Here is a 25,932-nt window from a genome sequence, read left to right on the forward strand (position 1 = left end):
CGATGTATTTCATCCATAGATAATACAAAAAAATACAAATATTTATTTTTTAGCAAGAATATTAATCAAAAAAATTATTTATTATTAATATTAAAATAAGAGAAAAATTAAAAACACTTCATTACTTTAAATTTTAAAAATCCAGATTCTCAAGTAAATATTTTTATATAAAAATCCCATTTCAATTAAATTAAAAAATAATTTTAAAATAATTAATTTTATTTTAAATACACACCTAATAATGGTTTATTTTATTAAAACCCAATATTAACTTTCCATGTTATTTATATATAGATTCCTACAAAATTCCTAACATCACAGCCCGAATAGCTGCTGAAATTTTGTTATTCACATTTAGCTTCTGCATTGAATTTCCAAGATGAAAATTTATGGTTCTTTCAGCCACCCCCAGAATCTGAGCTATCTCTGCTGAAGTTTTACCTTCCGCAGTCCAACGTAGAACCTCTTTTTCCCGGTTAGTTAAATAAAGATTAAACTGAGCAAATTCTGCATCATTCACAATTTTAGCAATGCTGGAATGCACTGTCTGAGACAACCAAAACATATTGGTATATTGAGCTTTCTGCTCTTTTTCTGATAATTGGTCAGCGGATCTTGCTAGTGTTAACATCCCCCTTGTACCAATAAAGTCACGGCTTGACTGTGCCCAACCAACATTTAAACCATAAGAACGCGCCTCCTCCCAAAAATCTTTTTGAGATTGCGTGTTCGCAGATTGGCTCGACCAGACAAGAGGTTGAAGTGACAGCATACAATGCTGTACGGTTGGATCTACCACCACATATTGCTGTTTAAGATAACGCTTCTGCCATGCTTCGGGATAATTATTCAACATAATCGTTTTTGGTTCAGCAATAGATAATGGCGACTGCATACCATAAGCACAATAATCAAATCCAAGCTTTGAAGCTGTAGATTTGACGACCTCAAATAGCTGATATTCATTTTTTACCATCAGAGATGCTGATAGTAGATCTTCTTGCCAATTTTCCATTTACTCTCATTAAACCTCATGCATAAATCATTTTTATTTAGTTGCATATAGTGAATTCATAATCCAATTAACAACATTTTTGAGCCTGAGAGGGTGGTAAATTTTCCGGATAAACTGGTTTCAGAAAGCTTTTTAAAGTTGTTATATTGCATATGCGAATTATGCTTGAAAGCCTCAAATTTACAGGATGCATTTTATTCCAAAAATGAGTATTTTTTATTTTTAGAAGAAGCCTATTATTTCTCCTTACTTGTATATTTCTATTAATTTAACTAAAGAATAACGTCTACCAGTGATACTAGCAGTATAAGTTTTTTATTTATTATTTGATGAAACGCATAATAATGATAATGATTTCGAAAATATTATTTTAATAATAGGATAGATATTATCTACAATACATATGAAAAACTTAAACTATTGATAGCCTTGAAACAAGCAACTCTCATATTCAAGCTATAGATGGGTCAATCTCTGCATAAGTAAAACTCCCTGCCCGAAGTACTTTCTAAAGAATAGCTTAACGTTGTGTATCAGCAGATTACGGCTAACCTGTAAAACTTAACAGTATTTTGTTGGCAATAATTTATGTTATTTATCTATAGAACTGTAATTCAAGTCACTTGAATAGGTAGCATGGTCACAATCCCCCCTGATTTCTCAATCTCAACAGATGGTTTTATTCGGATGAATGAAATCCAGCTTATGAATTACCCCCTCCAACACCTCATATCTATTGTTGAAACTACACAAATTGAAGATTCTCAAATTCTATATTGTGGGTTTACTGAATGGGCAACATCACGGAGCCCAGCTTTAAGTACCGGATGGGACTGGGAATTTATTGAGAACAATGGAATTGCTAGCTTAAAGCGAATTGGACTACCTCGAAGCAATATCATGATTGTTGATGTTTCTGGTACAGATATTGGATTTGATGTTACTGAAACATTAATCGAAAAAAAAATAGATTCTTTGTTTTGGGAACAGTTCATTTATGCTCAAATCAATACAACGCAAACAAAGACTAAATTAAGTCCAAAGTTCTCGTAGAAACCTGTAAATTCTTACAGTTACCACCTTTTCAGCTGTCGAGTAAAGTCGCCTGAAAAATAAGTGGAAGCACTTGTAATGAATGTTATTGCTGGATTCCAAAACAATTTTTCAGAAGTCCTATATACCAAATTTAAAAGTTACCGCTACAAGGTATTTGTTGAACATTTGGGTTGGGAGTTGAACTGTCCAAATAATGAAGAACTAGATCAATTTGATAAAATCGATACAGCTTATGTCGTCGCTCAAGATAGAGAATCCAATATTATTGGTTGTGCCAGACTACTACCAACGACTCAACCCTATTTACTGGGTGAAATATTTCCTCAATTAATGAATGGAATGCCTATTCCTTGTTCACCAGAAATTTGGGAATTATCAAGATTTTCAGCCGTAGATTTCTCGAATCCGCCGACCTCTGCTAATCAAGCAGTGTCATCCCCAGTCTCTATTGCAATTTTGCAAGAAGCGATCAACTTTGCAAGAGAACAAGGCGCAAAACAACTCATTACGACCTCACCTCTTGGGGTAGAGCGGTTATTACGTGCCGCGGGTTTTCGCGCCCATCGTGCAGGTCCGCCAATGGTTATCGATGGATATGCCATGTTTGCATGCTTGATTGAAGTTTAGTTTGCTAAATCAAAGTCTAAGAATATTGGTGACATTGCAAAGATGAAGGTCTTAAGCCCGAATCTCGTTTCGCTCACACAATTTTAAAAGCCCTAGTCAAAAGATTAGGGCTTTTAAAATTTGAAAGACTCAAACTTAATATTAAGACTGCTCAGTAATTTTGGTTTTCAAATTTAATTCTGATTTCTTATGATAAGCCTCGTCAGTTTTAGTCTGCCAATCACGTGGCATAAATGAAGTCGATATGATCGCAACGATAGCCATAGATCCAATATAAATCATAATTAAGTAAGGATTACCCTGCCCAATACTTAAAAGTTTCGTCGCAATTAGCGGTGCTAAACCACCACCGAGCACTCCAGCTAGCTGTACCGAAATTGAGATTCCGCTATAACGAATTTCTGCCGGAAATTGACGTGCAAAAAGCTGAGCTTGTGGTGCATACATAATCGGGAAAACCACACCAATCGCTAAAACAATTGCCGTCCAGACCAATACTGGGTCTTTTGTGTTGAGCATAGTAAAAAATGGATAGCAGTAAAGTGCCAATATGCATAAACCAAACATGAACATATTGCGTTGACCGACTTTATCTGACAAATGTCCACATAATGGTGTCATAAATAGAATGACCACAGCACCGCAAATGGTGGCAAATAAAATGTCCTGACGTGGGATTCCAAGTTGGGCAGTGGTGTAAGCCAACGTAAAGGTTGAAGCAATATAGAACCATGCATTTTCGGCAGCGCGAGCCAAAATAATGGTGATGAGTTGCTTTGGATGGTTTTTAAAAACCTGTAGAGCAGGAACTTTGACTTCTTCAGATTGCTGTTTTACTTTTTCGAAATCTGGTGATTCAGGCACTTTCACTCGAATGTACCAACCCACTACCAGTAAAATAATGCTGGCAAGAAATGGTAAACGCCAACCCCAGCTAAACAGTGCTTCTTCAGGTAATAACGACACCAGTCCTAGTGCGATTGAGGCTAGCATTAAGCCACCACCTGTACTAGCTTGAGGCAAGCTTCCCCAGAACCCTTTACCACCTTCGGGAGCATGTTCAACAGCCATCAGTACAGCACCGCCCCATTCACCGCCCATTGCCATACCTTGAATGAATCGCAAGACAACCAAACCAATCGCAGCCCAGTAACCAATTAACTCGTAAGTCGGTAATAAGCCAATGAGAACTGTCGGAATCCCCATTAACATTAGCGTTAGTAACAACATCGACTTACGGCCAATTTTGTCACCAAAATGACCAAAGACTAAACCACCTAATGGACGCCCAATAAAGCCAACGGCATAGGTGGCAAATGCAGCAAGCACACCCGTAAGGGCATCTAGATTTGGGAAAAATAATTTATTAAAGATAAGAGCTGCTGCTGCGCCATAAATAAAGAAGTCATACCACTCAATGGTGGTGCCGACCATGCTAGAGATGCCTGCTAATCGATGTGATGACTTTTTAGTATGTGAACCGTTTCCTTGTATTGTTTGCATCGCAATTTCCTTTCTTGGATTTTCTTGTTTTGTCTTTTTTATGCTTATGACCAGCCCTGACCATAAGCATTTTCAGGTCTCACTTTATCTCCTTAAGCTTTTTTTGTTTTTTGTAATACGGTTTAGCTCAATTTTTCTAAAATTTGCTCTAGCTCCGCATTACGTTCTTGCCACTGTGGTTGTTTATCTTTATCGACAATGAGTGCACGAACACCTTCAATAAAGTCACCATGCTCAAACCAAATGTCCTGTAAATCACGCTCAAGTTGCATACATTGCGGCAAAGAAAGCCCACGGCCTAAATGTTGCAGCTTCAAACTCGTTTGTTTGGCAATAAATGAACGTTGCTGCAAAATGCTGAGCATCTTGCTAGTCCAAGTCTTTAATTGCTCATCTTGTTCATTTTCAAGACTTTGTTCAATTTCATCTAAATGCTGATATCCGAAGTGTTTACGAATGCCTTCTGCCAATTGTTTTAATTCACTTTCGGCAGGACGAGTAATAAATCGGGTAATGATGTGTTCAATTCCCTCTTTAGTTAAACTTGGTGCTTCAACAAGAGCATCTTGCAAAGCTTGTAACTGCTCGCTTGGCACATGGTAGTCAATTAAATCGAGGTAAAGCGCATCGCTACTGCTGATCTGCTCACCCGTAATTGCCATATAAACACCAATATCATCAAGGCGAGACAAGAAATGCGTTGCACCAACATCTGGGAAAAAACCAATCGCTGTTTCAGGCATGGCAAATCTAGACTTTTCACTGCTCACGACAATATGACAAGCCTGAGCTAAACCAAAACCACCACCTAACACATAGCCATCGATTACAACGATGACTGGCTTTTCATATTCACGCAGCGTGGTCAGCATTTTATATTCGGCACTAAAGTAGCCTTTGTAGTCGGCCGTGCCATTTTTATAACTGTCGTAAAGATAGCGAATATCACCACCTGCACAGAAGGCTTTTGGGCTATTTGATTTGATTAAAACTGCCTGAATAGCAGCATCATTTCGCCACAGTTCTAATTGGGCACCAATACTTTTAATCATATCTAACGACAATGCATTGAGATGAGTCACACGGTCTAAGGTAATCACGCCGAGCTTACCTTGTCGCTCAATCATTAAGTGATTTTCTGTATTCATTTTATTGATCTCTTATTGATTTTTAAAATTTGGCTGGCGTTTTTCAACGAAAGCCTGCATTCCTTCTTTTTGGTCAGATGTCGCAAAAATTGAATGGAACATACGTCGCTCAAAGCGTAAACCTTCGGTTAGATTCACTTCATAAGCTCGGTTGATGGTTTCTTTAAGCATCATGTTTGCTGTTAAAGATCGTGCCGCAATTTTTTCAGCTGCTTGCAAGGTTTGTTCAAGTAATTCTTCTTTGTTAAACACACGTGCGACTAAACCACTTTGCTCTGCCTCTACTGCGCCCATTTGCCGCGCTGTAAAGCACATTTCCATTGCTTTGGCTTTACCAATGGCATGAGTTAAACGCTGTGTACCACCAATACCCGGAATTACACCTAAGGTGACTTCAGGTAAGCCAAACTTGGCGTTGTCAGCACAATAAATAAAATCACACATAAGCGCCAATTCACAGCCACCACCTAACGCATAGCCACTCACCGCTGCAATTAGAGGTTTACGGCGCTGTGCAATACGGTCTGCAAGATGGAAAAAGTCATCAAAATAAATATCAGGAAATGCTAAATCAGCCATTTCTTTAATGTCTGCGCCTGCGGCAAAAGCTTTTTCAGAACCTGCCAATACTATGCAACCAATTTCGTGGTCTTTTTCGAGCTGATCTAATGCCTGATTAATTTCACTAATTAATTCGCTGTTTAAAGCATTGAGTGCTTGAGGGCGATTTAATGTAATCAGTCCAACCCCATTACGCTTTTCTAATAAAATACTTTGCCACTGCATGATTTATTCCTTGTTCTGGTTTTATAGACTACGGGCGATCACTAAACGTTGAATATCGCTCGTGCCTTCGTAAATTTGGCAAATACGAGCATCACGATAGATGCGCTCAATTGGGAAGTCTTTGAGATAGCCATAGCCACCAAACACTTGTAAGGCGCTCGAACACACTCGCTCCGTCATTTCCGAAGCAAATAACTTGGCCATTGAAGCTTCATTGAGACACGGTTGACCTGCTTCTTTTAAACGCGCAGCGTAGTGAACCAGTTGTCTCGCTGCTTCAATTTCTGTTGCCATACTAGCAAGGCGGAAAGCGATAGCTTGATGCTCAAAAATCGGTTTGCCAAAAGTAATACGTTCTTTGGCATAGCGAGTTGCTTCTTCGAGCGCTGCACGTGCCAAACCTACTGCCTGTGCAGCAATACCAATACGTCCACCTTCTAAATTGGCAAGTGCAATTTTTAAACCTTCGCCTTCTTGGCCTAGCATGAAGCTTTTATGGATGCGTACATCTGTCAGTGCAATCTGGCAAGTATCGGATGCATGCAGACCTAGTTTTTCTTCAACACGAATCACTTCGTAACCCGGTGTATCGCGTGGGACTAAAAAGGCACTAATCCCTTTTTTACCCGCGCTCGGATCAGTCACTGCAAACACAATAATCACGCCAGCATTGTTGCCAGAGGTAATAAACTGCTTAGCACCATTTAAAATGTAATCATCGCCATCTTTCACCGCACGGGTTTTAAGAGCTGCCGCATCTGAGCCCGTATGTGGTTCGGTTAAAGCAAAAGCACCGATCATTTCACCTTGCGCCAAAGGTTTTAAAAAGCGCTCTTTTTGCTCATCGGTACCAAATTTTAAAATAGGCACACAGCCAACCGAGTTATGTACACTCATAATGGTCGAAGTCGCGCCATCTGCTGCTGCGACTTCTTCGAGTGCCAATACATAGGCTAAATTGCCCGTGTCTGAACCGCCCCATTGTTCTGAAACAAGCATACCCATAAAACCAAGTTGCCCCATTTGAGCCAAGGTTTCCTTTGGGAATGTCCCATCTCGATCCCAATCACTAGCATTGGGCTTGATTTGTTCTTGGGCGAAACTTTTCGCCATATCACGAATGAGTAATTGTTCTTCGGTAAATTGCATTGTTATTTCCTTTACCCTGCTTTAGCTTGTTGTTTAGCAATTTCTTGATTACGCAATAAAAAGCGCTGAATTTTGCCACTTGGAGTTTTAGGTAATTCACTCACAAATTCAACTAAACGTGGGTAAGCATGTGCAGAAAGTCGTCTTTTAACAAATTGGCTGAGTTGTTCAGCAAGTGCATCTGAAGGTTGAGCGTCGGCAGCTAAAATCACGAATGCTTTAACGACTTCGGTACGATCTGGGTCAGGCACACCAATCACTGCTGCTTCAATCACAGCATCATGTTCGAGTAAGGCACTTTCCACATCAAAAGGTCCAATGCGATAACCCGATGTCGTGATCACATCATCACTGCGTCCAACAAAGCTCATGCTGCCATCGGCATGTAACTCGGCAGTGTCGCCAGTTAAATAGTAATGACCAATGAAAGGCGATTTTCGGCTTTCTTTATAGCCGCCGAACCACATCATTGGAGACTGGCTAATATCCACCGCTAAAATTCCCGGTGTATCTGCAGGCAGTTCTTCACCCTGTTCATTAACAATCGCAACACGATAGCCCGGACTTGGGAAACCTGTTGAACCGGCATGAATTTCATGTTTTAAACCATGATGATTACACACCACCATGCCCACTTCGGTTTGTCCGTAGTGATCATAAATCGGAGCATCTAAGACTTGTTTAAACCAGCGAATTACTTCTGGGTTAAGCGGCTCACCTGCACTGCTCACGACACGGAACTGACCTTTTAACGGCGCCATTTGTGCTGGATCGGCCGCCATCATCATACGGTAGGCCGTCGGTGCACCTGCCAAATTGTTAATTTTATAATCTTTCACAATTTGACATAGGCTATCTGTGCTAAAACCACCTTCATAAAACAAAGTGGCATGGCCTAAAAATAATGGCCCAGTAATCGCGTAGTAGAGACCATACGCCCAACCCGGATCGGCAATGTTCCAAAACGAATCTTCTTCGGTTAAACCAATGGCATCTTGCATATATCGACCAAAGGCAATTAGCGCTTTTAATGGCACTTCCAATGGTTTAGCTGGCCCTGTAGTGCCTGAAGTAAACATCAATAAAAATGGATCTTGAATGTTACGCATGACCAGATCACATTGATCGGACTGCTGTTTCACTTCATTCCAGAAATTAAAATCATCTGCTTTGAGCGGAGTACCTTGCACATCGGCAACCGTCACAATTGGAGGGCAATTTTCAATTTCATCAAGCTTGCTGCGGTTACCTACATCAGTCACCACCAGCTTGCTTTGTGCAAGCTGAATACGGTGTTCAATCGCTTTTGGACCAAATGCAGTAAATAGTGGCTGGTAAACAGCACCAATTCGCCAAGCTGCAAAAATAGTCACGATCAGTTCAGGTGTTCTTGGTAATAAACCTGAAATACGGTCGCCTGCTTTCACACCTTGTGATTTTAAAAAGTTGGCAAACTGACTTGACCATTCTTTTAGTTCACGGAAGGTGTATTGCTCTTTTCGCCCATCTTTTCCTTGCCAATACAGCGCAATTTTGTCGCCATCTGCGTGTCGATCACAGCATTCATAACAAGCATTTAAAGCATCAAGTGAACCTGATAACATCTGTTTTGCAGTACTTTCCAAATCGAAAGCCTGTGCAGCATTTTGATAATCCATCATATCTTTTCCCTCAGTCCGGATTTGTTGTTATTCACGACAGGGTTTAATTGAGTTAAAGCCATCCTTTGGCTTTGCCGTTATGCCTCTTGAGGCAGGTATTGCTGAATAATGCTCGAAAAATCGAGATTGGCATTACCACGCATGCACATTTGCTGATAGAGCTGCTGCACCATGCCACCTAATACGACTGGCTGTTTGACTTGACCCGCGGCCTCTACAGCGAGGCCTAGATCTTTCAGCATCAGCTGAGTGGCAAAGCCGTCTTGATAGCCTCTAGACGCTGGTGCATTTTCATTAATATGTGGCCATGGGTTGCACACATCCGAACTCCAGCAACGACCGCTTGAGCTATTAATGACACCTGCCAATGCTTGCGGGTCAATGCCTAACTTCACACCGAGTGCCATACCTTCGGCAACGGCAGCCATTGAAATACCCAAGATGAGGTTATTGCAGATTTTGGCAATCTGCCCTGCACCGACCTCACCACAATGAACAATATTTTTGCCCATGTGGCTGAGCACAGGTTTCACTTCATTAAAGGTTTGCTCATCGGCACCCACCATAAAGGTTAGGGTTCCCGCTTGAGCACCAATGGTCCCACCAGAGACTGGTGCATCACAGATTTTAATATTTTTGCTATGTGCAACAGCAGCAATATCTTTAATGGTTTGCGGATCAATAGTACTGCTATCAATGCATAAGCTACCCGCTTTTAGCACTTCTAAGACACCATTTTCACCTAAGTAAACTTCTTTAACGTGCTTTGCAGCAGGTAACATGGTAATGACCACATCTGCTTGTTTCGCGGCTGCCTGTGGGCTGTCACATACCACGCCACCCGCCTCGGCGAAGTGCTGAATAGCAACTTCACTGAGGTCATAACCATAAACTTTGATTCCGGCTTTCAGTAGGTTATGGGCCATTCTGCCGCCCATATTTCCTAGACCGATAAAGGCGATATTCATCCGTGATCCCCTTAACGTAAACTAATGGTTGTGTTTACTGCACCAACCTCATGGCTGTCTTCAAACCAACGACTGGTAATGGTTTTGGTTTGGGTGTAGAACTGTACAGCCTGTTTGCCGTATGGTCCCAAATCACCAAGTTTTGAACCTCTTGAACCCGTAAAACTAAAGAAAGGCACTGGCACAGGAATTGGAATATTGATACCCACTTGACCAATATCAATGAGGTTTTGGAAAGTACGCGCAATCGCACCACTTTGCGTAAATAAGCCCACACCGTTACCAAATGGATTGGCATTGATTAGAGCAATCGCTTCCTCAAGCGTGTCTACGCAAATAATTGAAAGTACAGGTCCAAAGACTTCTTCTTTATAAATACGCATGTCGGTATTTACGCCACTAAAAATCGTTGCGCCTACGAAGTTACCCGATTCATAGCCTTGAACTTGAACATCGCGACCATCGAGCAGCAACTCTGCACCTTGCTCAACTCCACTATTAATTAAATCAAGCACACGCGCTTTGGCACGTTTTGAAATGACAGGGCCAATATCGGTATTTGGCTCATGGCCTGCATTCACTTTTAAGGTTTTCGCTTTTTCGACTAACTCTTGAATCCACTGTTTGCTTTCACCTACCATGACTGCAACCGACAATGCCATACAGCGTTGCCCCGCTGCACCAAATGCTGCACCGACTAAGGCATTTAAGGTTTGTTCTTTATTGGCATCTGGCATGACAGCTACATGGTTTTTTGCACCCATCATCGACTGCACACGTTTGCCATGTTGCCCTGCAAGGTTATAAACATGCGTTCCAACCGCAGTTGAACCTACAAATGAAATGGCTTTAATGTCTTTATGCGTACACAAACGATCAACAACTTCTTTACCGCCATGCACAACATTCAGTACACCTGCCGGAATACCTGCTTGAATCGCAAGTTCAACTAGCATCATGGTCGATAACGGATCTTGTTCTGATGGTTTTAAAACAAACGTATTGCCGCAAACGATCGCCATTGGGAACATCCAGAGTGGAATCATCGCTGGAAAGTTAAACGGCGTAATGCCGGCACACACACCCAAAGGTTGCTGCAAGGTATACGTGTCTACACCACGTGCCACACCCTCGACATATTCACCCATTTGTAAGGTGCCGATTGAACAAGCATGTTCAACCACTTCTAAACCACGTTGAATATCACCTTCAGCATCTGCCAAGGTTTTGCCTTGTTCAGCCGTTAGGACTTGCGCAATTTCCTTCATGTTGGCACGGATTAAGTCTTGTAACTTAAGCATGATGCGCATACGTGCCTGAATTGGGGTTTGACGCCAAGAAGCAAAAGCATCTTGTGCAGCTTGAATAGCAGCGTCAACTTCTTTAACCGTTGCAAATGGTACACGACCAATCACTTCCTGAGTCGCAGGGTTAACAATGTCTTGCCATTCCTGTGTTTCAGACTCGATAAATTGTCCGTTAATGAGTAATTTAGCGGTTTCCAATTCGATTTTTTGGATTGTGTTCATAACCTCTCCGTAGGCCATATTTTTATTGTGTTCAATTATTAGAAAATACTTTTTGATCGTATTTTCTTTATTTCAGTTTCAATTGAGACTAACAAAGAAATCTTTGACCACCAACGCAAATTCATGCACGATTGATGTGCAAATATGCACAGGGATTACAATAAAAATGAAAGTGGATTGGGATCATCTACATTTTTTTCTGGTTTTAGCTCGCACTAAAACCCTAACTAATGCTGCGCGTATTATTGGGGTAGAGCATAGTACGGTTGCAAGACGGATTCAGGCCCTAGAACTTGCTTTAGGTACAACGCTCTTTAAGCGTGAAGCAACTGGTTATGAACTGACACTTGAAGGGATGGCACTTGTTCCTCGAGTTGAGCAAATGGAACAAGCTTTCTTACAAATTGAAAAACCACATCAACCTTTACAAGGCCGTGTGCGAATTGGCACACCTGAAGGCTTTGGAACTGCGTTCTTAGCCCGCTTACTGGCTGAGTTCTCGATACAATATCCACTGCTTACCATCGACCTGATTCCAGTGCCGAAAATGATTAAGCTCTCACACCGTGAAGCAGATATTGTGGTGTCAATTGACCGCCCCACTTCTGGGCCATATATCATTACGCGCTTGTCTGACTATTGTTTAAAGATTTATGGTAGCCAAAACTATCTGACTCAGAACCCACCTATTCGCGGTTTAGAAGATTTAATCCAACATCGTTTCGTGAATTATATTGATGATCTGGTCTATAGCCCTGAGCTGTACTGTTTAGAACGATTGCCCTTAAAGCTCAATGCAAATTTCCGGAGTAGCAGTATTTTGGCTCAACAAATTGCGGTGAGTGCTGGTGCAGGGCTTGCAATTTTGCCCAAGTTTTTGGCCGATGATAAACCGGAACTTGACGTCGTTTTAGAGCAACAAGTTCGCTTTACCCATACGTTCTGGATGTTGACCTTTGTTGATTTACAACATGAACCGCGCATTAAGTTGGTTTGGGATTATCTACGTAAGCAAGCCGATAAATATCAACATTTATTGGTTGATTAAATAGTCTAAATAAAAAAGCCAATCATGATTGATTGGCTTTTTTGAAATTATTAATAATTAATCAAAAGTTTCTTGGCCTAGTTTCTTCATGCGCGGTTTATAAAACACATGATAGCTAACGCCTAAAACAACTAGCCATAATGGACTAACATATACCGCTTTTAAGGTATCTGGTTCTAATGCCAAAATCACTAAAGTGAACAAGAAAAATGCAATGACAACATACGCCATCAACACCCCACCTGGCATTTTAAAGGTCGATTTAGCATGTAACTCTGGACTCAACTTACGGTAACGTAAATAGCATGCCATGATCAGAAGCCATACACTAATAAAGAGAATCACACAGAGTGAACTTGCCAAAGTAAATGCTTCCATGGTGTTTGGAACAAAGTACTGAAGCACTGCCCCACCCATAATGAAAATACATGAGAAGATTAAACCATTTGAAGGTACGGCACGTTTTGATAAACGCCCCAATGCACTTGGCGCCTGACCATCTTTCGATAAACCGAACAGCATACGACTGGTTGAAAACACACCGCTGTTCATTGAAGACATCACTGAAGACAGTACGACCAAGTTCATAATGATGGCAGAAACTGGAATACCTGCATTTAAAAATAACTCAACAAATGGGCTTTTATCTGCGCGAATGTGATCCCATGGTGTCACTGACATCACCACAAAGAGTGCTAACACATAGAATAAAATAATACGAATTGGAATCGCGTTAATCGCTTTCGGTAGATTTTTCTCTGGATCTTTCGTTTCAGCCGCTGTTGTACCAATCAGTTCAACACCAATAAAGGCAAACACGGCAATCTGGAAACCTGCCAAAAATCCGCTTACGCCTTTTGGAAATATGCCGCCATGCGACCACACATTACTTACACTCACAACCTCTCCATGTGGAGCTTGAAAATGAGTGAGGATCATGTAACCACCGACTCCAACTAGGCCAATAATGGCCAAAATCTTAATGAGTGCGAACCAGAATTCAACTTCACCAAACAACTTCACCGTAAGAAGGTTAAGCCCTAAAATGAATAGTACACAGCCTGCACTAATCATGGCCTGTTGCATTGGTGAGAAACTGGCGCCTTCGGGCAGCCAGAAACTTAAATAGTTAATGACCGCAGACAAATCAGCAATACCGACCAGTACCCAGCCTAACCAATAAGTCCAGCCTATATAATAGCCAGCCCATGGTCCGATCAAGTCATAAGCCATATCGACAAATGATTTGTAATGTAAGTTGGCAAGCAGTAGTTCACCCAATGCACGCATCAGAAAAAAGAACATGCCACCAATTAACATGTAAATTACGAGAATTGAAGGACCTGCGAGGGAGATGGTTTTGCCCGAGCCCATAAATAAGCCGGTTCCAATTGCACCGCCAATTGCAATCATTTGTAGATGGCGATTATTTAATTTCCGTTGTAAATGATCAGGGGAGCCTGCCTCATCTGGATGATGAACCATTGTCATATTAGAAGTCCTTTTTATATTTTGCTTAACTTAAAATCAGCAACCTATAGGGAGAAAAACGAACCGTATATCGTGGGTTGCTGAGTCTATACCTCAGGACAAGATGTTCAAGTATATTTTTCCTTAATTGATAAATCGTTTGTCCTGTTTTTTAAGTCACATTATTTATGTAATGCCTTCACGGCAATTTTAATTAACATATCTGGATTCTCCAGATTAGCCGGAGTGTAGCATGCGATAATGCTATATGTACTTTTCCAGTACCCTCAAAATCGCACCATTGACTCAAAAATAAACAATATTATTCCGATAAAAAATCGAGAGAAAATAAAAAAAGCCAATCATGATTGATTGGCTTTTTATTAAAACTTAATGATCGTTGACGAGTTCACGTCCTAGTTTTTTCATGCGTGGTTTATAGAGCACATGATAAGTGACGCCTAAAATAACCAACCATACTGGACTGACATATAGTGCTTTTAAAGTATCTGGCTCTAATGCCAAGATCACCAAAGTGAAAAGCATAAATGCCAGAACTATATAGCTCATCCAAACACCGCCCGGCATTTTGAAAGTCGATTTTTCATGTAATTCAGGACGTAATTTACGATAGCGTAAATAGCACACCATGATGAGACTCCAGACACTAATGAATAGAATCACACAGAGTGAACTTGCCAAGGTAAATGCTTCCATTGTGTTTGGAACAAAGTACTGAAGTACCGCTCCGCCCATGATAAAGATACAAGAGAAAATCAAACCATTTGATGGCACGGCACGTTTTGATAAACGACCAAATGCACCCGGTGCCTGACCATCTTTTGATAAACCGAATAGCATACGACTGGTTGAAAACACACCGCTGTTCATTGAAGACATGACTGAAGACAGCACCACCAAGTTCATGATAATTGCAGAAACTGGAATACCCGCATTTAAGAATAACTCAACAAACGGGCTTTTATCTGCGCGAATGTGATCCCATGGTGTTACTGACATCACAATAAATAGTGCCAATACATAGAACAAAATAATACGTATCGGAATCGCGTTAATTGCCTTCGGTAAATTCTTCTCTGGATCTTTAGTTTCAGCAGCCGTTGTACCTACAAGTTCAACCCCGACAAAAGCAAACACGGCAATCTGGAAACCAGCCAAGAAGCCTTCAGTACCTTTCGGGAATAAACCACCATGCGACCAAACATTACTCATGCTTGCTACAGCACCTTGAGGAGCTTGGAAATGGCTGAAAATCATGTAACCACCCACTCCGATCAGGCCAATAATCGCCAAGATCTTAATGAGTGCAAACCAGAATTCGATTTCACCAAACAAACGTACTGTCAGTAGGTTAAGACCCATCACAAACAACACACAGCCTGCACTAATCATGGCTTGTTGTGTTGGAGAAAAGCTCGCGCCATCGGGCAGCCAGAAACCTAAATAGTTGATGACCGCTGAAAGGTCCGCAATACCCACCAGCACCCAACCTAACCAATAGGTCCAGCCCAAATAATAACCAGCCCAAGGACCAATTAAATCATGAGCCATATCTACAAAAGATTTGTAATGCAGATTTGCAAGGAGCAACTCGCCCATTGCACGCATCAAGAAAAAGAACATTCCTCCAATGATCATATAGATCAAAAGGATTGAAGGACCTGCGAGGGAGATGGTTTTACCCGAGCCCATAAATAGGCCGGTTCCAATTGCACCGCCAATTGCAATCAGTTGTAAATGACGGTTAGACAGTTTTCGTTGCAGATGATCAGGAGAGTTTTCTGTATCTGAATGACGAGCCGTTGTCATATTAAAATTCCTTTTTGAATTCCTTTGTTAAGATCAGCAACCTATGGCGAAAATCGAACCGTATGCCACAGGTCACTGAATCTGTTCACCAAAAAATGACTGGTTAAACCGTACCTATCTTCCTTCTGTTAGATACATCATCATTTTTGGAGTAAAAACGAATTACTTTTGTGCTGCCGTCACGGCAATTTCAATGAGCCAGTCTGGATTAACCAAATCGGCCTGAATTGTGGCACGCGATGGAGCAACACACCCTTTTAACCAGTCAACCCAAATGGCATTTACGGTTGAAAAGTCAGAAAGATTTTTTAAATAGAGCTGCGCAGAGAGCAAGCGAGATTTATCAGTATCGGCAAGCGCCAAAAGTTCATCAATCGTTGCAAGAATTTCACGAGTTTGGCCTGCCACGTCTTGCTCGGTATTTTTAGGTACCTGACCTGACAGATAAACTACTTTGTTAAAAACAGTCACGGCGCTCATGACTTCATTGGTTTTGATCTTTTGTATATCTGAATTAGACATTCGGATTTCCTTATACCTGATTAATAAATTGAACACGGGCGGTGACAGCACACATCAGTTCATACCCCACCGTACCGGATGAAACTGCGACATCATCAATAGGCAAAATAATGCCTGTACTTGATTGGCCCCAGAGCACCACTTCGCTGCCGACTTTGGCACTATCAATGCCAGTTAAGTCGACTGCCAACATATCCATGCTGACACGGCCGACTGTACGAGTGCGTACAGAGTCCACTAAAACAGGCGTACCTGTCGGTGAAATACGTTGATAACCATCGGCATAGCCACAAGCTACAATCCCAATCGTCATTGGTTGCTCTGCGACAAAGTTTGAGCCATAACCCACGCTTTCATTCGCATCTAAATGCTGAATTGAAATAATTTCACTGCGTAAACTCATGGTCGGTTGTAGACCCCAATCGGCAATATTATGCGTTGGATAGTCTGGTGAGCTGCCATAGAGCATGATGCCGCTACGTGCATAATCTGATTTGAGCTGGTCTTGATAACGCAGAATAGCTGCACTATTACTTACCGATCTTTCACCTGGTAAATCTTTAATAATGTCTTCAAATGCAGTGATTTGATAATCAATACCCTGCTGACCGAAACGATCGCCATCCGCATCTGAAAAATGCATCATGTGCGTAATCTTGGAGACGTTTGCTAAATTATTTAAACGTTCCCATGCCTGAACATAGTGCTGTGGTTGAAAACCAAGACGGTTCATACCACTGTTCATTTTTAGGCAAATATCAAATTTAGCTGGATAAGTATGCTTTTGAACCCACTCAATTTGCTCTTCACTGTGAATGGTGAAACTAAGCTGATACTGCACACAATCAAATAAGTCTTGAGGAGAAAAAATCCCTTCGAGCAACAAAATTGGACCTGTCCAACCTAGAGCACGAATTCGTTTTGCTTCATCAAGATCAAGTAAGGCAAAGCCGTCTGCCGCTTTAAATGCTTCATAAACACGTTCAATTCCATGTCCATAAGCATTGGCTTTTACAACGGCAAAAACTTTACTGTTTGGCATAGCCTTGCGTACCACCGCCAAGTTATTTTGCAAGGCTTGACGGTGGATGACTGCGGTAATAGGACGAGGCATGATTGATTTCCTAACGTCCGTTATGCAGCATGTGCGTGTGAATAGCGCTGAATTGAAAGACCATCTGTACTGATTTCAGTCTTATGATTCAAGACGATGTCACTGATTAATTTTCCTGAACCACATGCCATAGTCCAACCTAAAGTACCGTGGCCTGTATTCAAGAACAGATTTTTAAAGCGAGTCGCACCAATAATTGGGGTACTGTCTGGCGTCATTGGACGTAAACCCGTCCAGAAAGATGCCTGTGCCATATCACCGCCCGGGAACAAGTCCTGAGTCACCATTTGCAAGGTTGCACGGCGGTCTTCGTTCAGACCTAAATTGAAACCACTTAACTCTGCCATTCCACCTACGCGAATACGTTGATCGAAACGCGTAATCGCGATTTTGTAGGTTTCATCAAGCACCGTAGATTGCGGAGCAAAAGCTGGATCAATAATTGGAATCGTCAACGAGTAACCTTTCACAGGATATACAGGCAACTGTAGATCGAGTGGTTTCAAGAAATCACGTGAATAACTACCAAACGCTAAAACATAACGATCTGCGGTTAAGACTTTACCATTGACCTGAACGCCCTTAATTTCATCGCCTTCAACAATCAATTTTTCTACGTTCTGGTTGAACTGGAAGTTAACCCCCAGCTCTTTAGCAATTTGAGCTAAAGCGTTAGTAAATAAATAACAGTCGCCTGTCTCATCATTTGGTAAATGCAAACCGCCAACCAGTTTATCTTGCGTATTTGCCAAAGCAGGCTCTACACGACCAAGCTCATTGCCATTTAATAATTCGTAACTTACGCCGCATTCTTGTAGCACGCTAATGTCGCGTTGAACCGCTTCCATTTGCGCTTCTTTACGGAATAACTGCAAAGTGCCTTTCGCACGGTTTTCGTAATTAATACCTGTATCTTTTCTAAGTTCACGTAAGCAGTCACGGCTGTATTCAGCCACACGCATCATACGTTCTTTGTTCACAGCATAACTTTGTGGATTACAGTTTTTTAGCATTTGCGCCATCCACTGTAACTGCCACATGCTGCCATCTAAATTAATAGCAAGCGGTGCGTGGTGTTGGAACATCCACTTCACAGCTTTAAAAGGAATTCCTGGTGCTGCCCAAGGGGTTGAATACCCTGGCGAAATTTGACCTGCATTACCAAAACTTGTTTCTTCAGCAGGACCTGACTGGCGATCAAGAACAGTGACCTCAGCTCCTTGTTGAGCTAGATAATAGGCACTTGCCACTCCGATAACGCCGCTACCTAATACAATTACGCGCATTTCCATTCCCTCACGCACACCAGTTTATTTAACTAGTATATTTCCGCCTCAATAGTTTATTTCACTGTTTTTCGGGCTATAATCTAGGTAAATTTATGTTTTTATCACAAGAATTTTAAAAAAAGAGGAAATATCTATGCGCCCCTTAGATCGTATAGATCGCATGATTCTGGATATTTTGCAGCGTGAAGGACGAATTGCGATTAGTGAATTGGCATCGAGAGTCAACCTGTCGACCACTCCCTGTTCAGAGCGCGTCAAACGACTTGAACGCGATGGCATCATCATGGGTTACTTCGCACGACTAAACCCAGCCTACGTTGACCGCAACTTGCTCGTCTTTTTAGAAATTAAGTTATCTGCCAAATCAGGCGATGTATTTGATCAGGTTGCCAGAGACTTAGTCGAGATTCCGGAAGTACTCGAATGTCACCTCATTTCAGGTGAGTTTGACTATCTTGTAAAAGCGCGCTTAAAAGAAATGAGTGCCTACCGCCGCTTGTTAGGAGATCTGTTAAAGAAACTCCCCGCTTCGGCATCGTCACATAGTTATGTGGTCATGGAAGAAGTTAAAGAAACTCTATATCTAGATGTGAGTAAGTAAAGCGAGGCCACTATTGAACTCGCTTTACCCATATTTTGAACATTAGAAATATTTTAAAATCGAAATATGTTTATTTTGATGTTTGAATTTCGAGAACCATTTAACCGCTGGATAAAGCGCAAAAGACAACACAATCGTGATTAACCACAGCATCCACACATGATTAACCGATAAATAATTGCCGTAGTTGGCTCCCCATACACTTATTGCAAACACATACATCAGTTTCAACACATATAAATGCAGTAAATAAAAGAACATAGGCACCGAGCCAAAGACCACCAATGGTTTTAAAAATAAATATTGCTGCATACGTTCAAAAGCAACCAACACAATTAAACCGATTCCAACATTCAGCAAAATAAATAATAAAGACGGTGGATACTTGGTGAGGTTAAAAAAGCTCATTAAAGTGAGTTGTAATGACTCAAAATGTTGCCACGGCTGGTCACCATAGATATTGATAAAACGCAGTAAAACAAATAATCCAATACTTGTCAGTCCGATACTCAATAAATAGCGGCTTCTTTGTTTTGCAGTATATTTTGAACTAAAGAATTGGCCTAAAACATACCCCAGCAAAATAACACCAATCCAAGGCAAAACCGGATAACTTGTACGAAGCTTGATGTCTGCAAACTCGATCCAACCACGCTCGTGTAAAACGAACCATACATTCTGTAAAAAACCATTTGTAAAATGCACAGAATCTAATAAGTTATGCCCAAAAATAATCAATAAAGCTGCACCAGTAAGAACAGATAAAGGCAAACTCACACAACCAGCCAACACCACCATGCTAATACCAATCGCCCATATCACCTGCAAATAAATAACATCCGGTGGAAAAGTTGCAGTCCAAGCAAAGTTCACCAATGTCAGCTCTAACACAATTAGAAATAGACCACGCTTCAATAAAAACGCACGGGTTTGCTGTAAATCTTGTTTTTTTGAATGAAATAAAAAAGCCGAAATACCTGTTAAAAGAACAAAAACTGGAGCACAAATATGTGCCAATAACCGACTACCAAATAATGCAGGTTCAGTCACTGTTACATCCATTGGATCTATGACCTGCTTATGCAAATAGAAAGTTTCTCTTACGTGGTCGAGCAACATAATCAAGATGACCAAACCACGTAAGGCATCAATCGACTGTAAACGCTCAATATTTTTTTCTAAAGACATAGCGATAATCAATAAAATAATGTAACGTTATATTATTACATTTAATCCCTTTTGTCTTTCATGGCTGCTCATTTATGCAACACAAATTAGGTTTGTTGTCTTCCTTAGGTCTATCGTTTATCTCGACACTCAGTTGGGGAGAAGAAACGTCAACGGTACTGGCAACCATACGCGTTCAGGCTGAAACGACCAAAGAAGATGTAAGTCAAAATAGCTCGGCGACTAAATTTTCTCATGATGTTTTGGACGTCCCTTTTAATCGTGCTTTTGTTTCTAAACAGGTGATGGAACAACAAGACGTTCAGCGCATTGATGATGCATTAACCTTAGTCAGTGGGGTTTTTCATCAAAACAACTATGGTGGTGGTTTTTGGGATAATTACTCTTTCCGAGGTTTTAGTGGTGATCCAAATTTAGGGGCTACCATGATCCGTAATGGTTTGAGTGTAAACCGAGGGATTAGTGCTCCCAAAGATATCGTAAACATTGAGTCTTTAGAGTTTTTAAAAGGACCAATGGCTGCACTATATGGCCGTGGAGAAACAGGAGGATTACTCAACCTCAATAGCAAAAAGCCACAGTGGGAACGTGAAAGTGAAATTAACTTACGCGCCAATAGCCAAGAACAATATCGAATGAGTCTGGAACACACCGGACCGATTAACGATGAACTGGCCTATCGTTTAGCTGTTGCCCATGAAGATAATCAAAGCTTTCGTGATCGTGTCAGCAGTGAACGCTGGTTCTTTTCACCACAGCTCACATGGAAAATTTCAGACCAAACCCAACTCGACTTTGACAGTGAATTTACAGAGCACAAAGGAACCTTTGACCGCGGGGTAAGCACAGTCAATCACCAGTTTGTGATGGACCCGAAAACCTTTACAGGCGAACCTGATGACGGCGATATGAAAGTAAAAGATTACTTTTACCAGTTACATCTTAGTCATGAATTTAACCCTGACTGGAAACTGAATAGTGCCGTTAGTTATAAAGATGCTCAAATGGTCGGCTTTTCGACCGAACCACGACGCCTACAAGCCGATGGCCGTACTTTAGAGCGCCAACGCCGCTATCGTGATTATCAAAGTGAAGATGTGCTGGCTCAAACAGAATTGCTTGGTAAGCTTGATACATCTTGGGCTCGACATGAAATTTTACTTTCAACTGAGCTTGGTCAACTCGATTATCAACAATATCAGCTGCGTCGTAACCACAGCTCAGGCATGCAAAATACAATTGATATTTACCAACCTGAATATGGAAAATATTTACCAGATTTAGCACCGTTCACCAACACCAAAGAACAGCAACGTTACTTTGCTCTTAATGTACAAGATCAAATCTTTTTTAATGATCAATGGAGTGTGTTATTCGGCAACCGTTTTGATCAGGTCGAACAAGACTTTAAAAATCACCTGACTCAGACCGAAAGCAACCAGACACTTCATCAAAATAGTCCACGTTTCGGAGTAAATTTTAAAGCTTCTGACCAATGGGCTTTTTATACAAACTATGGTCGTTCATTTGCGATGAATAGCGGTATGAACCGAAATGGACAAACCTTCGCTCCTGAAAAAGGTGAAAGCTATGAGGTCGGCACAAAATATAAAATAAACGACCAAAGTGTACTTAGCCTCGCTCTGTTTAAAATGAAAAAACAGAATGTACTAACCACAGATCCAATCGACAATACATTCCAAACAGCCGCTGGTGAAGTTAGCAGTAAAGGGATTGAATTTGACTTCAATAGCCAGATCAATGACCGCTGGCTCATCAATGCCAACTATAGTTATACCGATGCTCAAATTGAAAAAGACCAAGACCTAGCAAAAGGTGCACGTCTAAGCAATGTGCCAAAACACCAAAGCTCAGTGAGCACCAATTATGAATTCCTGCAAGAAGGCACGAAAAAGGCAGGTGTAGGTGCCAACCTCACCTATGTCGGTGAGCGCAGTGGTCATAACATTGATAATGGCTTTAACTTACCAAGTTATACGCTGGTGAATTTAAATGGCTACTACGCCCCATCTGACCGCTTACGTTATCAGCTGAATATAAATAACTTGTTTGATAAAACCTACTATGTCTCAAGCTATAGCGATTTGTGGATTCAACCGGGTGAACCACTGAACGCTTCAATTTCGGCACAGTGGAAATTTTAATTCATCCATAAAATAAAAAAGCCCGAAAACTTTCGGGCTTTTCATTAAAACATACCGTTTTCATTGACGAGTGGATCAGGCTGTATTTGCCCAATGTCCCAAAACTCAGCAATTTTTCCATTTTCAAAACGACAAATATGAACCACTGCTAAAGTGGTTAACCCGTTCATTTGCATTTCAATTTTAGAATGCACAGCAACTAAATCACCATCGTCAATGACATGTTGAACTTCAAAGAATTTATTTGGAGTTTCAATTGCACTTTCACGCATTCCCTCCTTCAAAGAAGTTACATCACCCGCATAATAAGGGTTGTGATGCTTGAAGTTAGGCGCGGTGTAATTGCTATATGCTTCATCGACTTCACCAGCTGCGGCAAGCTCTAAAAACCGTACAGCAATTTGTTTTTGAGATAAGTTCATGATTATCTCCTACCCGTTATTTTAGACCTTACTGTAACAGGTCATCTTCTTCGTCGCCTTCCTCGAAGACATAAGCCATACAGCCCCATCCATCATATTCACCCTGAAATTTTTCAGCGATGCTGGCAAACCATTGTTCTAAGTCAACAATGTCTGAATAGTCGGGTTCCATATTAACGAAGATCGTAATAATCCATTCATTTGGCTCAACTGCATCATCTTGAAAGAGTGAAACCTTTTGTTCTTGGTACAGTAAATAGAGTGCACATTGCTCTGCATTTTTCTGATCTTGAAAAGCAATAGAAAATTCAATTTCATGTAGATCGGTTAAATCATCCCCGTCTTCAGCCATTTGCCAAAGTACATTGCCGTTATCATCATCTGGAAATTGTTCGTAATCACGAGTCATAATATGATCCCTTGTTGTTGTTGCCGTATTAATATTATTCGGCATTAAGAATACCCGACTTTTATTGCAGTTTGGGTATATATTCCGTTCCCAATTGCATCAAATTAATTTTTTTAATTATATAAATTTTAAAAAGGCACCTTCGATTCAATCACCACATCGGTTCCATTTAATGGATGCTGGAAAGCCAAATATACGGCATGTAACGCCATACGGTTTAAGTGAAATTGCTTTGGTTCAGGGTGATATAACTTATCACCCATAATCGGATGTCCAATATGCATCATGTGTACACGTAGCTGATGTGAACGCCCTGTTACTGGTTCTAGTAAAACACGAGTTTGGTCAGTGTGGGCATCATAAACTAGAGGCTGAAATAAGGTTTTGGCATGTTTGCCCAACTCAAAATGCACGATTTGTCTCGGGCGATTTTCCCAATCGGTAATGAGCGGAACTTCAACAATACCCTCTTCCGCGACTTGGCCTTGCACCAAAGCAATATAATGTTTTTTGACTGTTCTGGCCTGAAACATTTTACTTACCGCAACTTCTGCATCGCGATGCTTTGCAAACATAAGCAAACCCGAAGTCGCCATATCTAAACGATGCGTAACCTTAGCCAAAGGGAACTTTTCAAGTATGCGTAAATAGGCACTATCATGATGTTCAGGCAACCTCCCCATAACCGACAATAGACCCGCAGGTTTATCAACCACGACCAAATCGTCATCTTCAAATAAAATTGAAAGCGGATCTTGTGGCGGAGCATAAACAAAGTTGTCGTTTAAAGGCATTGTCGTAGAAGCAGCAAGTGAGCATGGCGGCAGATCATAAAGAAATTTCCAATTTACCGCAAAATATTCTATACAGCTCATCATGTTCCACGTGAAACTCAGATTCAGTTTTTACCGTTTTTTATTCATTTCAGATAAAAGATCGAGCTGAATTTCTTGAATATGTGCAAGTCTTTCCCATTGATGTGATAAAAGATGATCCATTTTTTCATGTAAATGCCTAATTTCAAGCTCAGCTTTTAAATTAATTTGATAATCATGTTGAGCGCGTAACCGATCTTTTACCTCTTGTCGATTTTGACTCATCATAATGACAGGTGCCTGAATTGCAGCTAAACATGACAACACCAGATTAAGCAGAATAAATGGATAAGGATCAACAGGATGCACCACCATCACTACGGTATTTAAAATGATCCAAACTACTAAAAATAGTCCAAAATAAGTTAAAAAGACCCAACTTCCGCCAAAAGAGGCTATTTTATCTGCTAGTTTTTCACCCAAAGTCCAATTCTGATCGAACTCTGTCTCTGTATTTCGACTAATCAGCTCATGCCGTTGCATACTGCCAATCACTTCATTTTCTAAAGTTGTTAACTCGCCTTTTTCTGAGCGTAATAGTGATTGCACATATTTAATACGGTAGTCTGCCAAATCAGTACGACAAATAAAGGTTGAAAAAGACCACTCTGGATAATCTTTCAAGATTTCTTCACCAATGACATCTCGAATGACTTCACCCGAAACCAGATCTTTTAAGGGAAAACTCTTTCCACAAACGGCGCATTGGCGATACTGGTTTTTATTGTCCATTTTATTCAGCTCGCAATTGATAATACGTATATTATATAAACGATTTCAACGGATAACATCGTAAATAAAAATAGTACTCTAACCCAATATCTGTAAAGTGGCTGGTACTATTTTTCGGTGGGCAGGAATCACAGGCAACATGTACAGCCGCCCAAGTAAATTTTTAATATGCACCACTGTGGTTATGGTGAGGACTTGAGTCTTTTCATTTTTATAAATAGATAAAGTCACATTTAAATGTTTATCGTCATCGCCAACCACTAACTCATTTTCGGTACGCTGTAACAAGGTAAAAATTCCAATCCGATCACCAGCTACATATTCATTTTCTTTTTTATGCGCATCAATTTGCTTAAAACTTCCTAAATCTTTAAGCCCAATCTTTGAAGTAATTTTATTACGTAAATTCATACTCCATTCTATCCATTGAGGCGTGTGATGGAACAGTTTAATAAGTTGCTGAAATACATTCAGGTCTGGTTGGCCAAGCACAATACTCCACGAGTCGTGGAAGTAAGCATTGTTCAATTGGGATGAGATTTGGCTGTCATGCGGCAAGGCAGAAAGATAAGGCTTATTCATAAATTATATTCTTGTAAAGTATCGTTTTTATTATAGAGAATTTTTTAGGGTGTCAAGGGAAAACATCTATGGTTTACTTCAACAATTATAACTTTGTAAGTTAGAACCTTATGCCTATAAACTTTTGATCTATAGCGTCCTAAGCCGAATCGAGACCTTTTGGGTGAGTACACACTAACGTTATACGTTTTGGTGCATGCTACTCTTTTCGATCCCTATCACACCCTTGAGATATAGTTTAGC

Annotated in this window: 24 protein-coding genes; 5 read left to right on the forward strand and 19 right to left on the reverse strand. The window is 40.8% G+C overall.

The annotated features are described in order from the left end of the window. Window positions 1-298: 298 nt before the first annotated feature. Window positions 299-1,015 (reverse strand): LuxR family transcriptional regulator AbaR, encoded by a 717-nt coding sequence (gene abaR / locus RMB13_RS00935; protein ID WP_311084148.1) that lies wholly within the window; start codon window positions 1,013-1,015, stop codon window positions 299-301. 636 nt (window positions 1,016-1,651) lie between these two features. On the opposite strand from abaR, the gene RMB13_RS00940 reads away from it, so the two are divergent. Together RMB13_RS00940 and abaI are read left to right on the forward strand one after the other, a co-directional pair. After that, the gene (locus RMB13_RS00940) at window positions 1,652-2,068 is read left to right on the forward strand and encodes a DUF4902 domain-containing protein (RefSeq protein WP_311084149.1); all 417 of its coding nucleotides are present in this window, start codon (window positions 1,652-1,654) and stop codon (window positions 2,066-2,068) included. A gap of 63 nt (window positions 2,069-2,131) precedes the next feature. After that, a complete protein-coding gene (gene abaI / locus RMB13_RS00945) occupies window positions 2,132-2,698 on the forward strand; it encodes an acyl-homoserine-lactone synthase AbaI (RefSeq protein ID WP_132072310.1) in 567 nt (188 codons plus the stop codon). Window positions 2,699-2,839: 141 nt separating this feature from the next. Here the strand turns inward: abaI and RMB13_RS00950 are convergent, their stop codons facing one another. The 7 genes from RMB13_RS00950 to RMB13_RS00980 form a co-directional block, all read right to left on the reverse strand. After that, window positions 2,840-4,201 (reverse strand): MFS transporter, encoded by a 1,362-nt coding sequence (locus tag RMB13_RS00950; protein ID WP_311084150.1) that lies wholly within the window; start codon window positions 4,199-4,201, stop codon window positions 2,840-2,842. A gap of 122 nt (window positions 4,202-4,323) precedes the next feature. Then, on the reverse strand, window positions 4,324-5,349 hold the full coding sequence (locus RMB13_RS00955) for an enoyl-CoA hydratase/isomerase family protein (protein WP_311084151.1): 1,026 nt from the start codon (window positions 5,347-5,349) through the stop codon (window positions 4,324-4,326). A 12-nt stretch (window positions 5,350-5,361) separates the two neighbouring features. Next, window positions 5,362-6,135: an enoyl-CoA hydratase gene (locus tag RMB13_RS00960; protein ID WP_311084152.1), complete on the reverse strand. Its 774-nt coding sequence runs from the start codon at window positions 6,133-6,135 to the stop codon at window positions 5,362-5,364. Window positions 6,136-6,156: 21 nt separating this feature from the next. Further along, window positions 6,157-7,284: an acyl-CoA dehydrogenase family protein gene (locus tag RMB13_RS00965; RefSeq protein WP_311084153.1), complete on the reverse strand. Its 1,128-nt coding sequence runs from the start codon at window positions 7,282-7,284 to the stop codon at window positions 6,157-6,159. A gap of 11 nt (window positions 7,285-7,295) precedes the next feature. Continuing rightward, the gene (locus RMB13_RS00970) at window positions 7,296-8,945 is read right to left on the reverse strand and encodes an AMP-binding protein (protein WP_311084154.1); all 1,650 of its coding nucleotides are present in this window, start codon (window positions 8,943-8,945) and stop codon (window positions 7,296-7,298) included. A 77-nt stretch (window positions 8,946-9,022) separates the two neighbouring features. Further along, the gene (gene mmsB / locus RMB13_RS00975) at window positions 9,023-9,913 is read right to left on the reverse strand and encodes a 3-hydroxyisobutyrate dehydrogenase (protein ID WP_311084155.1); all 891 of its coding nucleotides are present in this window, start codon (window positions 9,911-9,913) and stop codon (window positions 9,023-9,025) included. Between the two features lie 11 nt (window positions 9,914-9,924). Then, window positions 9,925-11,442 (reverse strand): CoA-acylating methylmalonate-semialdehyde dehydrogenase, encoded by a 1,518-nt coding sequence (locus RMB13_RS00980; protein WP_132072332.1) that lies wholly within the window; start codon window positions 11,440-11,442, stop codon window positions 9,925-9,927. A 166-nt stretch (window positions 11,443-11,608) separates the two neighbouring features. Between RMB13_RS00980 and RMB13_RS00985 the strand changes: the two genes are divergently transcribed. Next, entirely contained in the window at window positions 11,609-12,490 is an 882-nt protein-coding gene (locus tag RMB13_RS00985) for a LysR family transcriptional regulator (RefSeq protein WP_311084156.1), read from the forward strand. A 57-nt stretch (window positions 12,491-12,547) separates the two neighbouring features. Here RMB13_RS00985 and RMB13_RS00990 read toward each other — a convergent pair whose 3' ends face one another. From RMB13_RS00990 to RMB13_RS01010, 5 genes are all read right to left on the reverse strand, one after another. Next, a complete protein-coding gene (locus tag RMB13_RS00990; RefSeq protein WP_081407769.1) occupies window positions 12,548-13,975 on the reverse strand; it encodes an amino acid permease in 1,428 nt (475 codons plus the stop codon). A gap of 375 nt (window positions 13,976-14,350) precedes the next feature. After that, window positions 14,351-15,790 (reverse strand): amino acid permease, encoded by a 1,440-nt coding sequence (locus RMB13_RS00995; RefSeq protein ID WP_005049120.1) that lies wholly within the window; start codon window positions 15,788-15,790, stop codon window positions 14,351-14,353. Between the two features lie 162 nt (window positions 15,791-15,952). Next, entirely contained in the window at window positions 15,953-16,312 is a 360-nt protein-coding gene (locus RMB13_RS01000) for a RidA family protein (protein ID WP_003655648.1), read from the reverse strand. A 10-nt stretch (window positions 16,313-16,322) separates the two neighbouring features. Beyond that, window positions 16,323-17,426, reverse strand: coding sequence for an alanine racemase (gene alr / locus RMB13_RS01005; RefSeq protein ID WP_311084157.1), 1,104 nt, complete (start codon window positions 17,424-17,426; stop codon window positions 16,323-16,325). 20 nt (window positions 17,427-17,446) lie between these two features. Continuing rightward, window positions 17,447-18,712, reverse strand: coding sequence for a D-amino acid dehydrogenase (locus tag RMB13_RS01010; protein WP_127494532.1), 1,266 nt, complete (start codon window positions 18,710-18,712; stop codon window positions 17,447-17,449). A gap of 136 nt (window positions 18,713-18,848) precedes the next feature. Here RMB13_RS01010 and RMB13_RS01015 point away from each other — a divergent pair, with 136 nt between their 5' ends. Then, the gene (locus tag RMB13_RS01015) at window positions 18,849-19,316 is read left to right on the forward strand and encodes an Lrp/AsnC ligand binding domain-containing protein (RefSeq protein WP_003655656.1); all 468 of its coding nucleotides are present in this window, start codon (window positions 18,849-18,851) and stop codon (window positions 19,314-19,316) included. Between the two features lie 42 nt (window positions 19,317-19,358). Here RMB13_RS01015 and RMB13_RS01020 read toward each other — a convergent pair whose 3' ends face one another. Next, a complete protein-coding gene (locus RMB13_RS01020) occupies window positions 19,359-20,504 on the reverse strand; it encodes a heparan-alpha-glucosaminide N-acetyltransferase domain-containing protein (RefSeq protein ID WP_311084158.1) in 1,146 nt (381 codons plus the stop codon). A 74-nt stretch (window positions 20,505-20,578) separates the two neighbouring features. Between RMB13_RS01020 and RMB13_RS01025 the strand changes: the two genes are divergently transcribed. Then, on the forward strand, window positions 20,579-22,669 hold the full coding sequence (locus RMB13_RS01025; protein ID WP_311084159.1) for a TonB-dependent siderophore receptor: 2,091 nt from the start codon (window positions 20,579-20,581) through the stop codon (window positions 22,667-22,669). A 44-nt stretch (window positions 22,670-22,713) separates the two neighbouring features. On the opposite strand, the gene RMB13_RS01030 is transcribed toward RMB13_RS01025, so the two are convergent. The 5 genes from RMB13_RS01030 to RMB13_RS01050 form a co-directional block, all read right to left on the reverse strand. After that, on the reverse strand, window positions 22,714-23,091 hold the full coding sequence (locus tag RMB13_RS01030; protein WP_311084160.1) for a nuclear transport factor 2 family protein: 378 nt from the start codon (window positions 23,089-23,091) through the stop codon (window positions 22,714-22,716). 28 nt (window positions 23,092-23,119) lie between these two features. Further along, window positions 23,120-23,500 carry a ribonuclease E inhibitor RraB gene (locus RMB13_RS01035; RefSeq protein WP_016139626.1) on the reverse strand — a complete coding sequence of 127 codons (381 nt, stop codon included), beginning with the start codon at window positions 23,498-23,500 and terminating at the stop codon, window positions 23,120-23,122. A 128-nt stretch (window positions 23,501-23,628) separates the two neighbouring features. Then, window positions 23,629-24,294 (reverse strand): RluA family pseudouridine synthase, encoded by a 666-nt coding sequence (locus RMB13_RS01040; protein WP_311084210.1) that lies wholly within the window; start codon window positions 24,292-24,294, stop codon window positions 23,629-23,631. 111 nt (window positions 24,295-24,405) lie between these two features. After that, window positions 24,406-25,107: a DUF1003 domain-containing protein gene (locus RMB13_RS01045; protein ID WP_311084161.1), complete on the reverse strand. Its 702-nt coding sequence runs from the start codon at window positions 25,105-25,107 to the stop codon at window positions 24,406-24,408. A 78-nt stretch (window positions 25,108-25,185) separates the two neighbouring features. Then, window positions 25,186-25,689 (reverse strand): DUF2867 domain-containing protein, encoded by a 504-nt coding sequence (locus tag RMB13_RS01050; RefSeq protein ID WP_016139629.1) that lies wholly within the window; start codon window positions 25,687-25,689, stop codon window positions 25,186-25,188. Window positions 25,690-25,932: the final 243 nt, after the last annotated feature.

It is taken from the genome of Acinetobacter sp. V102_4 (genome assembly GCF_031799005.1).
Classification (GTDB): Bacteria; Pseudomonadota; Gammaproteobacteria; order Pseudomonadales; family Moraxellaceae; genus Acinetobacter; species Acinetobacter calcoaceticus.

Coding starts and splice junctions, on each gene's coding strand:
- abaR (WP_311084148.1), bottom strand. CDS start 1,015: ATGGAAAATTGGCAAGAAGATCTACTATCAGCATCTCTGATGGTAAAA.
- RMB13_RS00940 (WP_311084149.1), top strand. CDS start 1,652: ATGGTCACAATCCCCCCTGATTTCTCAATCTCAACAGATGGTTTTATT.
- RMB13_RS00950 (WP_311084150.1), bottom strand. CDS start 4,201: ATGCAAACAATACAAGGAAACGGTTCACATACTAAAAAGTCATCACAT.
- RMB13_RS00955 (WP_311084151.1), bottom strand. CDS start 5,349: ATGAATACAGAAAATCACTTAATGATTGAGCGACAAGGTAAGCTCGGC.
- RMB13_RS00960 (WP_311084152.1), bottom strand. CDS start 6,135: ATGCAGTGGCAAAGTATTTTATTAGAAAAGCGTAATGGGGTTGGACTG.
- RMB13_RS00965 (WP_311084153.1), bottom strand. CDS start 7,284: ATGCAATTTACCGAAGAACAATTACTCATTCGTGATATGGCGAAAAGT.
- RMB13_RS00970 (WP_311084154.1), bottom strand. CDS start 8,945: ATGATGGATTATCAAAATGCTGCACAGGCTTTCGATTTGGAAAGTACT.
- mmsB (WP_311084155.1), bottom strand. CDS start 9,913: ATGAATATCGCCTTTATCGGTCTAGGAAATATGGGCGGCAGAATGGCC.
- RMB13_RS00980 (WP_132072332.1), bottom strand. CDS start 11,442: ATGAACACAATCCAAAAAATCGAATTGGAAACCGCTAAATTACTCATT.
- RMB13_RS00985 (WP_311084156.1), top strand. CDS start 11,609: ATGAAAGTGGATTGGGATCATCTACATTTTTTTCTGGTTTTAGCTCGC.
- RMB13_RS00990 (WP_081407769.1), bottom strand. CDS start 13,975: ATGGTTCATCATCCAGATGAGGCAGGCTCCCCTGATCATTTACAACGG.
- RMB13_RS00995 (WP_005049120.1), bottom strand. CDS start 15,790: ATGACAACGGCTCGTCATTCAGATACAGAAAACTCTCCTGATCATCTG.
- RMB13_RS01000 (WP_003655648.1), bottom strand. CDS start 16,312: ATGTCTAATTCAGATATACAAAAGATCAAAACCAATGAAGTCATGAGC.
- alr (WP_311084157.1), bottom strand. CDS start 17,426: ATGCCTCGTCCTATTACCGCAGTCATCCACCGTCAAGCCTTGCAAAAT.
- RMB13_RS01010 (WP_127494532.1), bottom strand. CDS start 18,712: ATGCGCGTAATTGTATTAGGTAGCGGCGTTATCGGAGTGGCAAGTGCC.
- RMB13_RS01015 (WP_003655656.1), top strand. CDS start 18,849: ATGCGCCCCTTAGATCGTATAGATCGCATGATTCTGGATATTTTGCAG.
- RMB13_RS01020 (WP_311084158.1), bottom strand. CDS start 20,504: ATGTCTTTAGAAAAAAATATTGAGCGTTTACAGTCGATTGATGCCTTA.
- RMB13_RS01025 (WP_311084159.1), top strand. CDS start 20,579: ATGCAACACAAATTAGGTTTGTTGTCTTCCTTAGGTCTATCGTTTATC.
- RMB13_RS01030 (WP_311084160.1), bottom strand. CDS start 23,091: ATGAACTTATCTCAAAAACAAATTGCTGTACGGTTTTTAGAGCTTGCC.
- RMB13_RS01035 (WP_016139626.1), bottom strand. CDS start 23,500: ATGACTCGTGATTACGAACAATTTCCAGATGATGATAACGGCAATGTA.
- RMB13_RS01040 (WP_311084210.1), bottom strand. CDS start 24,294: ATGCCTTTAAACGACAACTTTGTTTATGCTCCGCCACAAGATCCGCTT.
- RMB13_RS01045 (WP_311084161.1), bottom strand. CDS start 25,107: ATGGACAATAAAAACCAGTATCGCCAATGCGCCGTTTGTGGAAAGAGT.
- RMB13_RS01050 (WP_016139629.1), bottom strand. CDS start 25,689: ATGAATAAGCCTTATCTTTCTGCCTTGCCGCATGACAGCCAAATCTCA.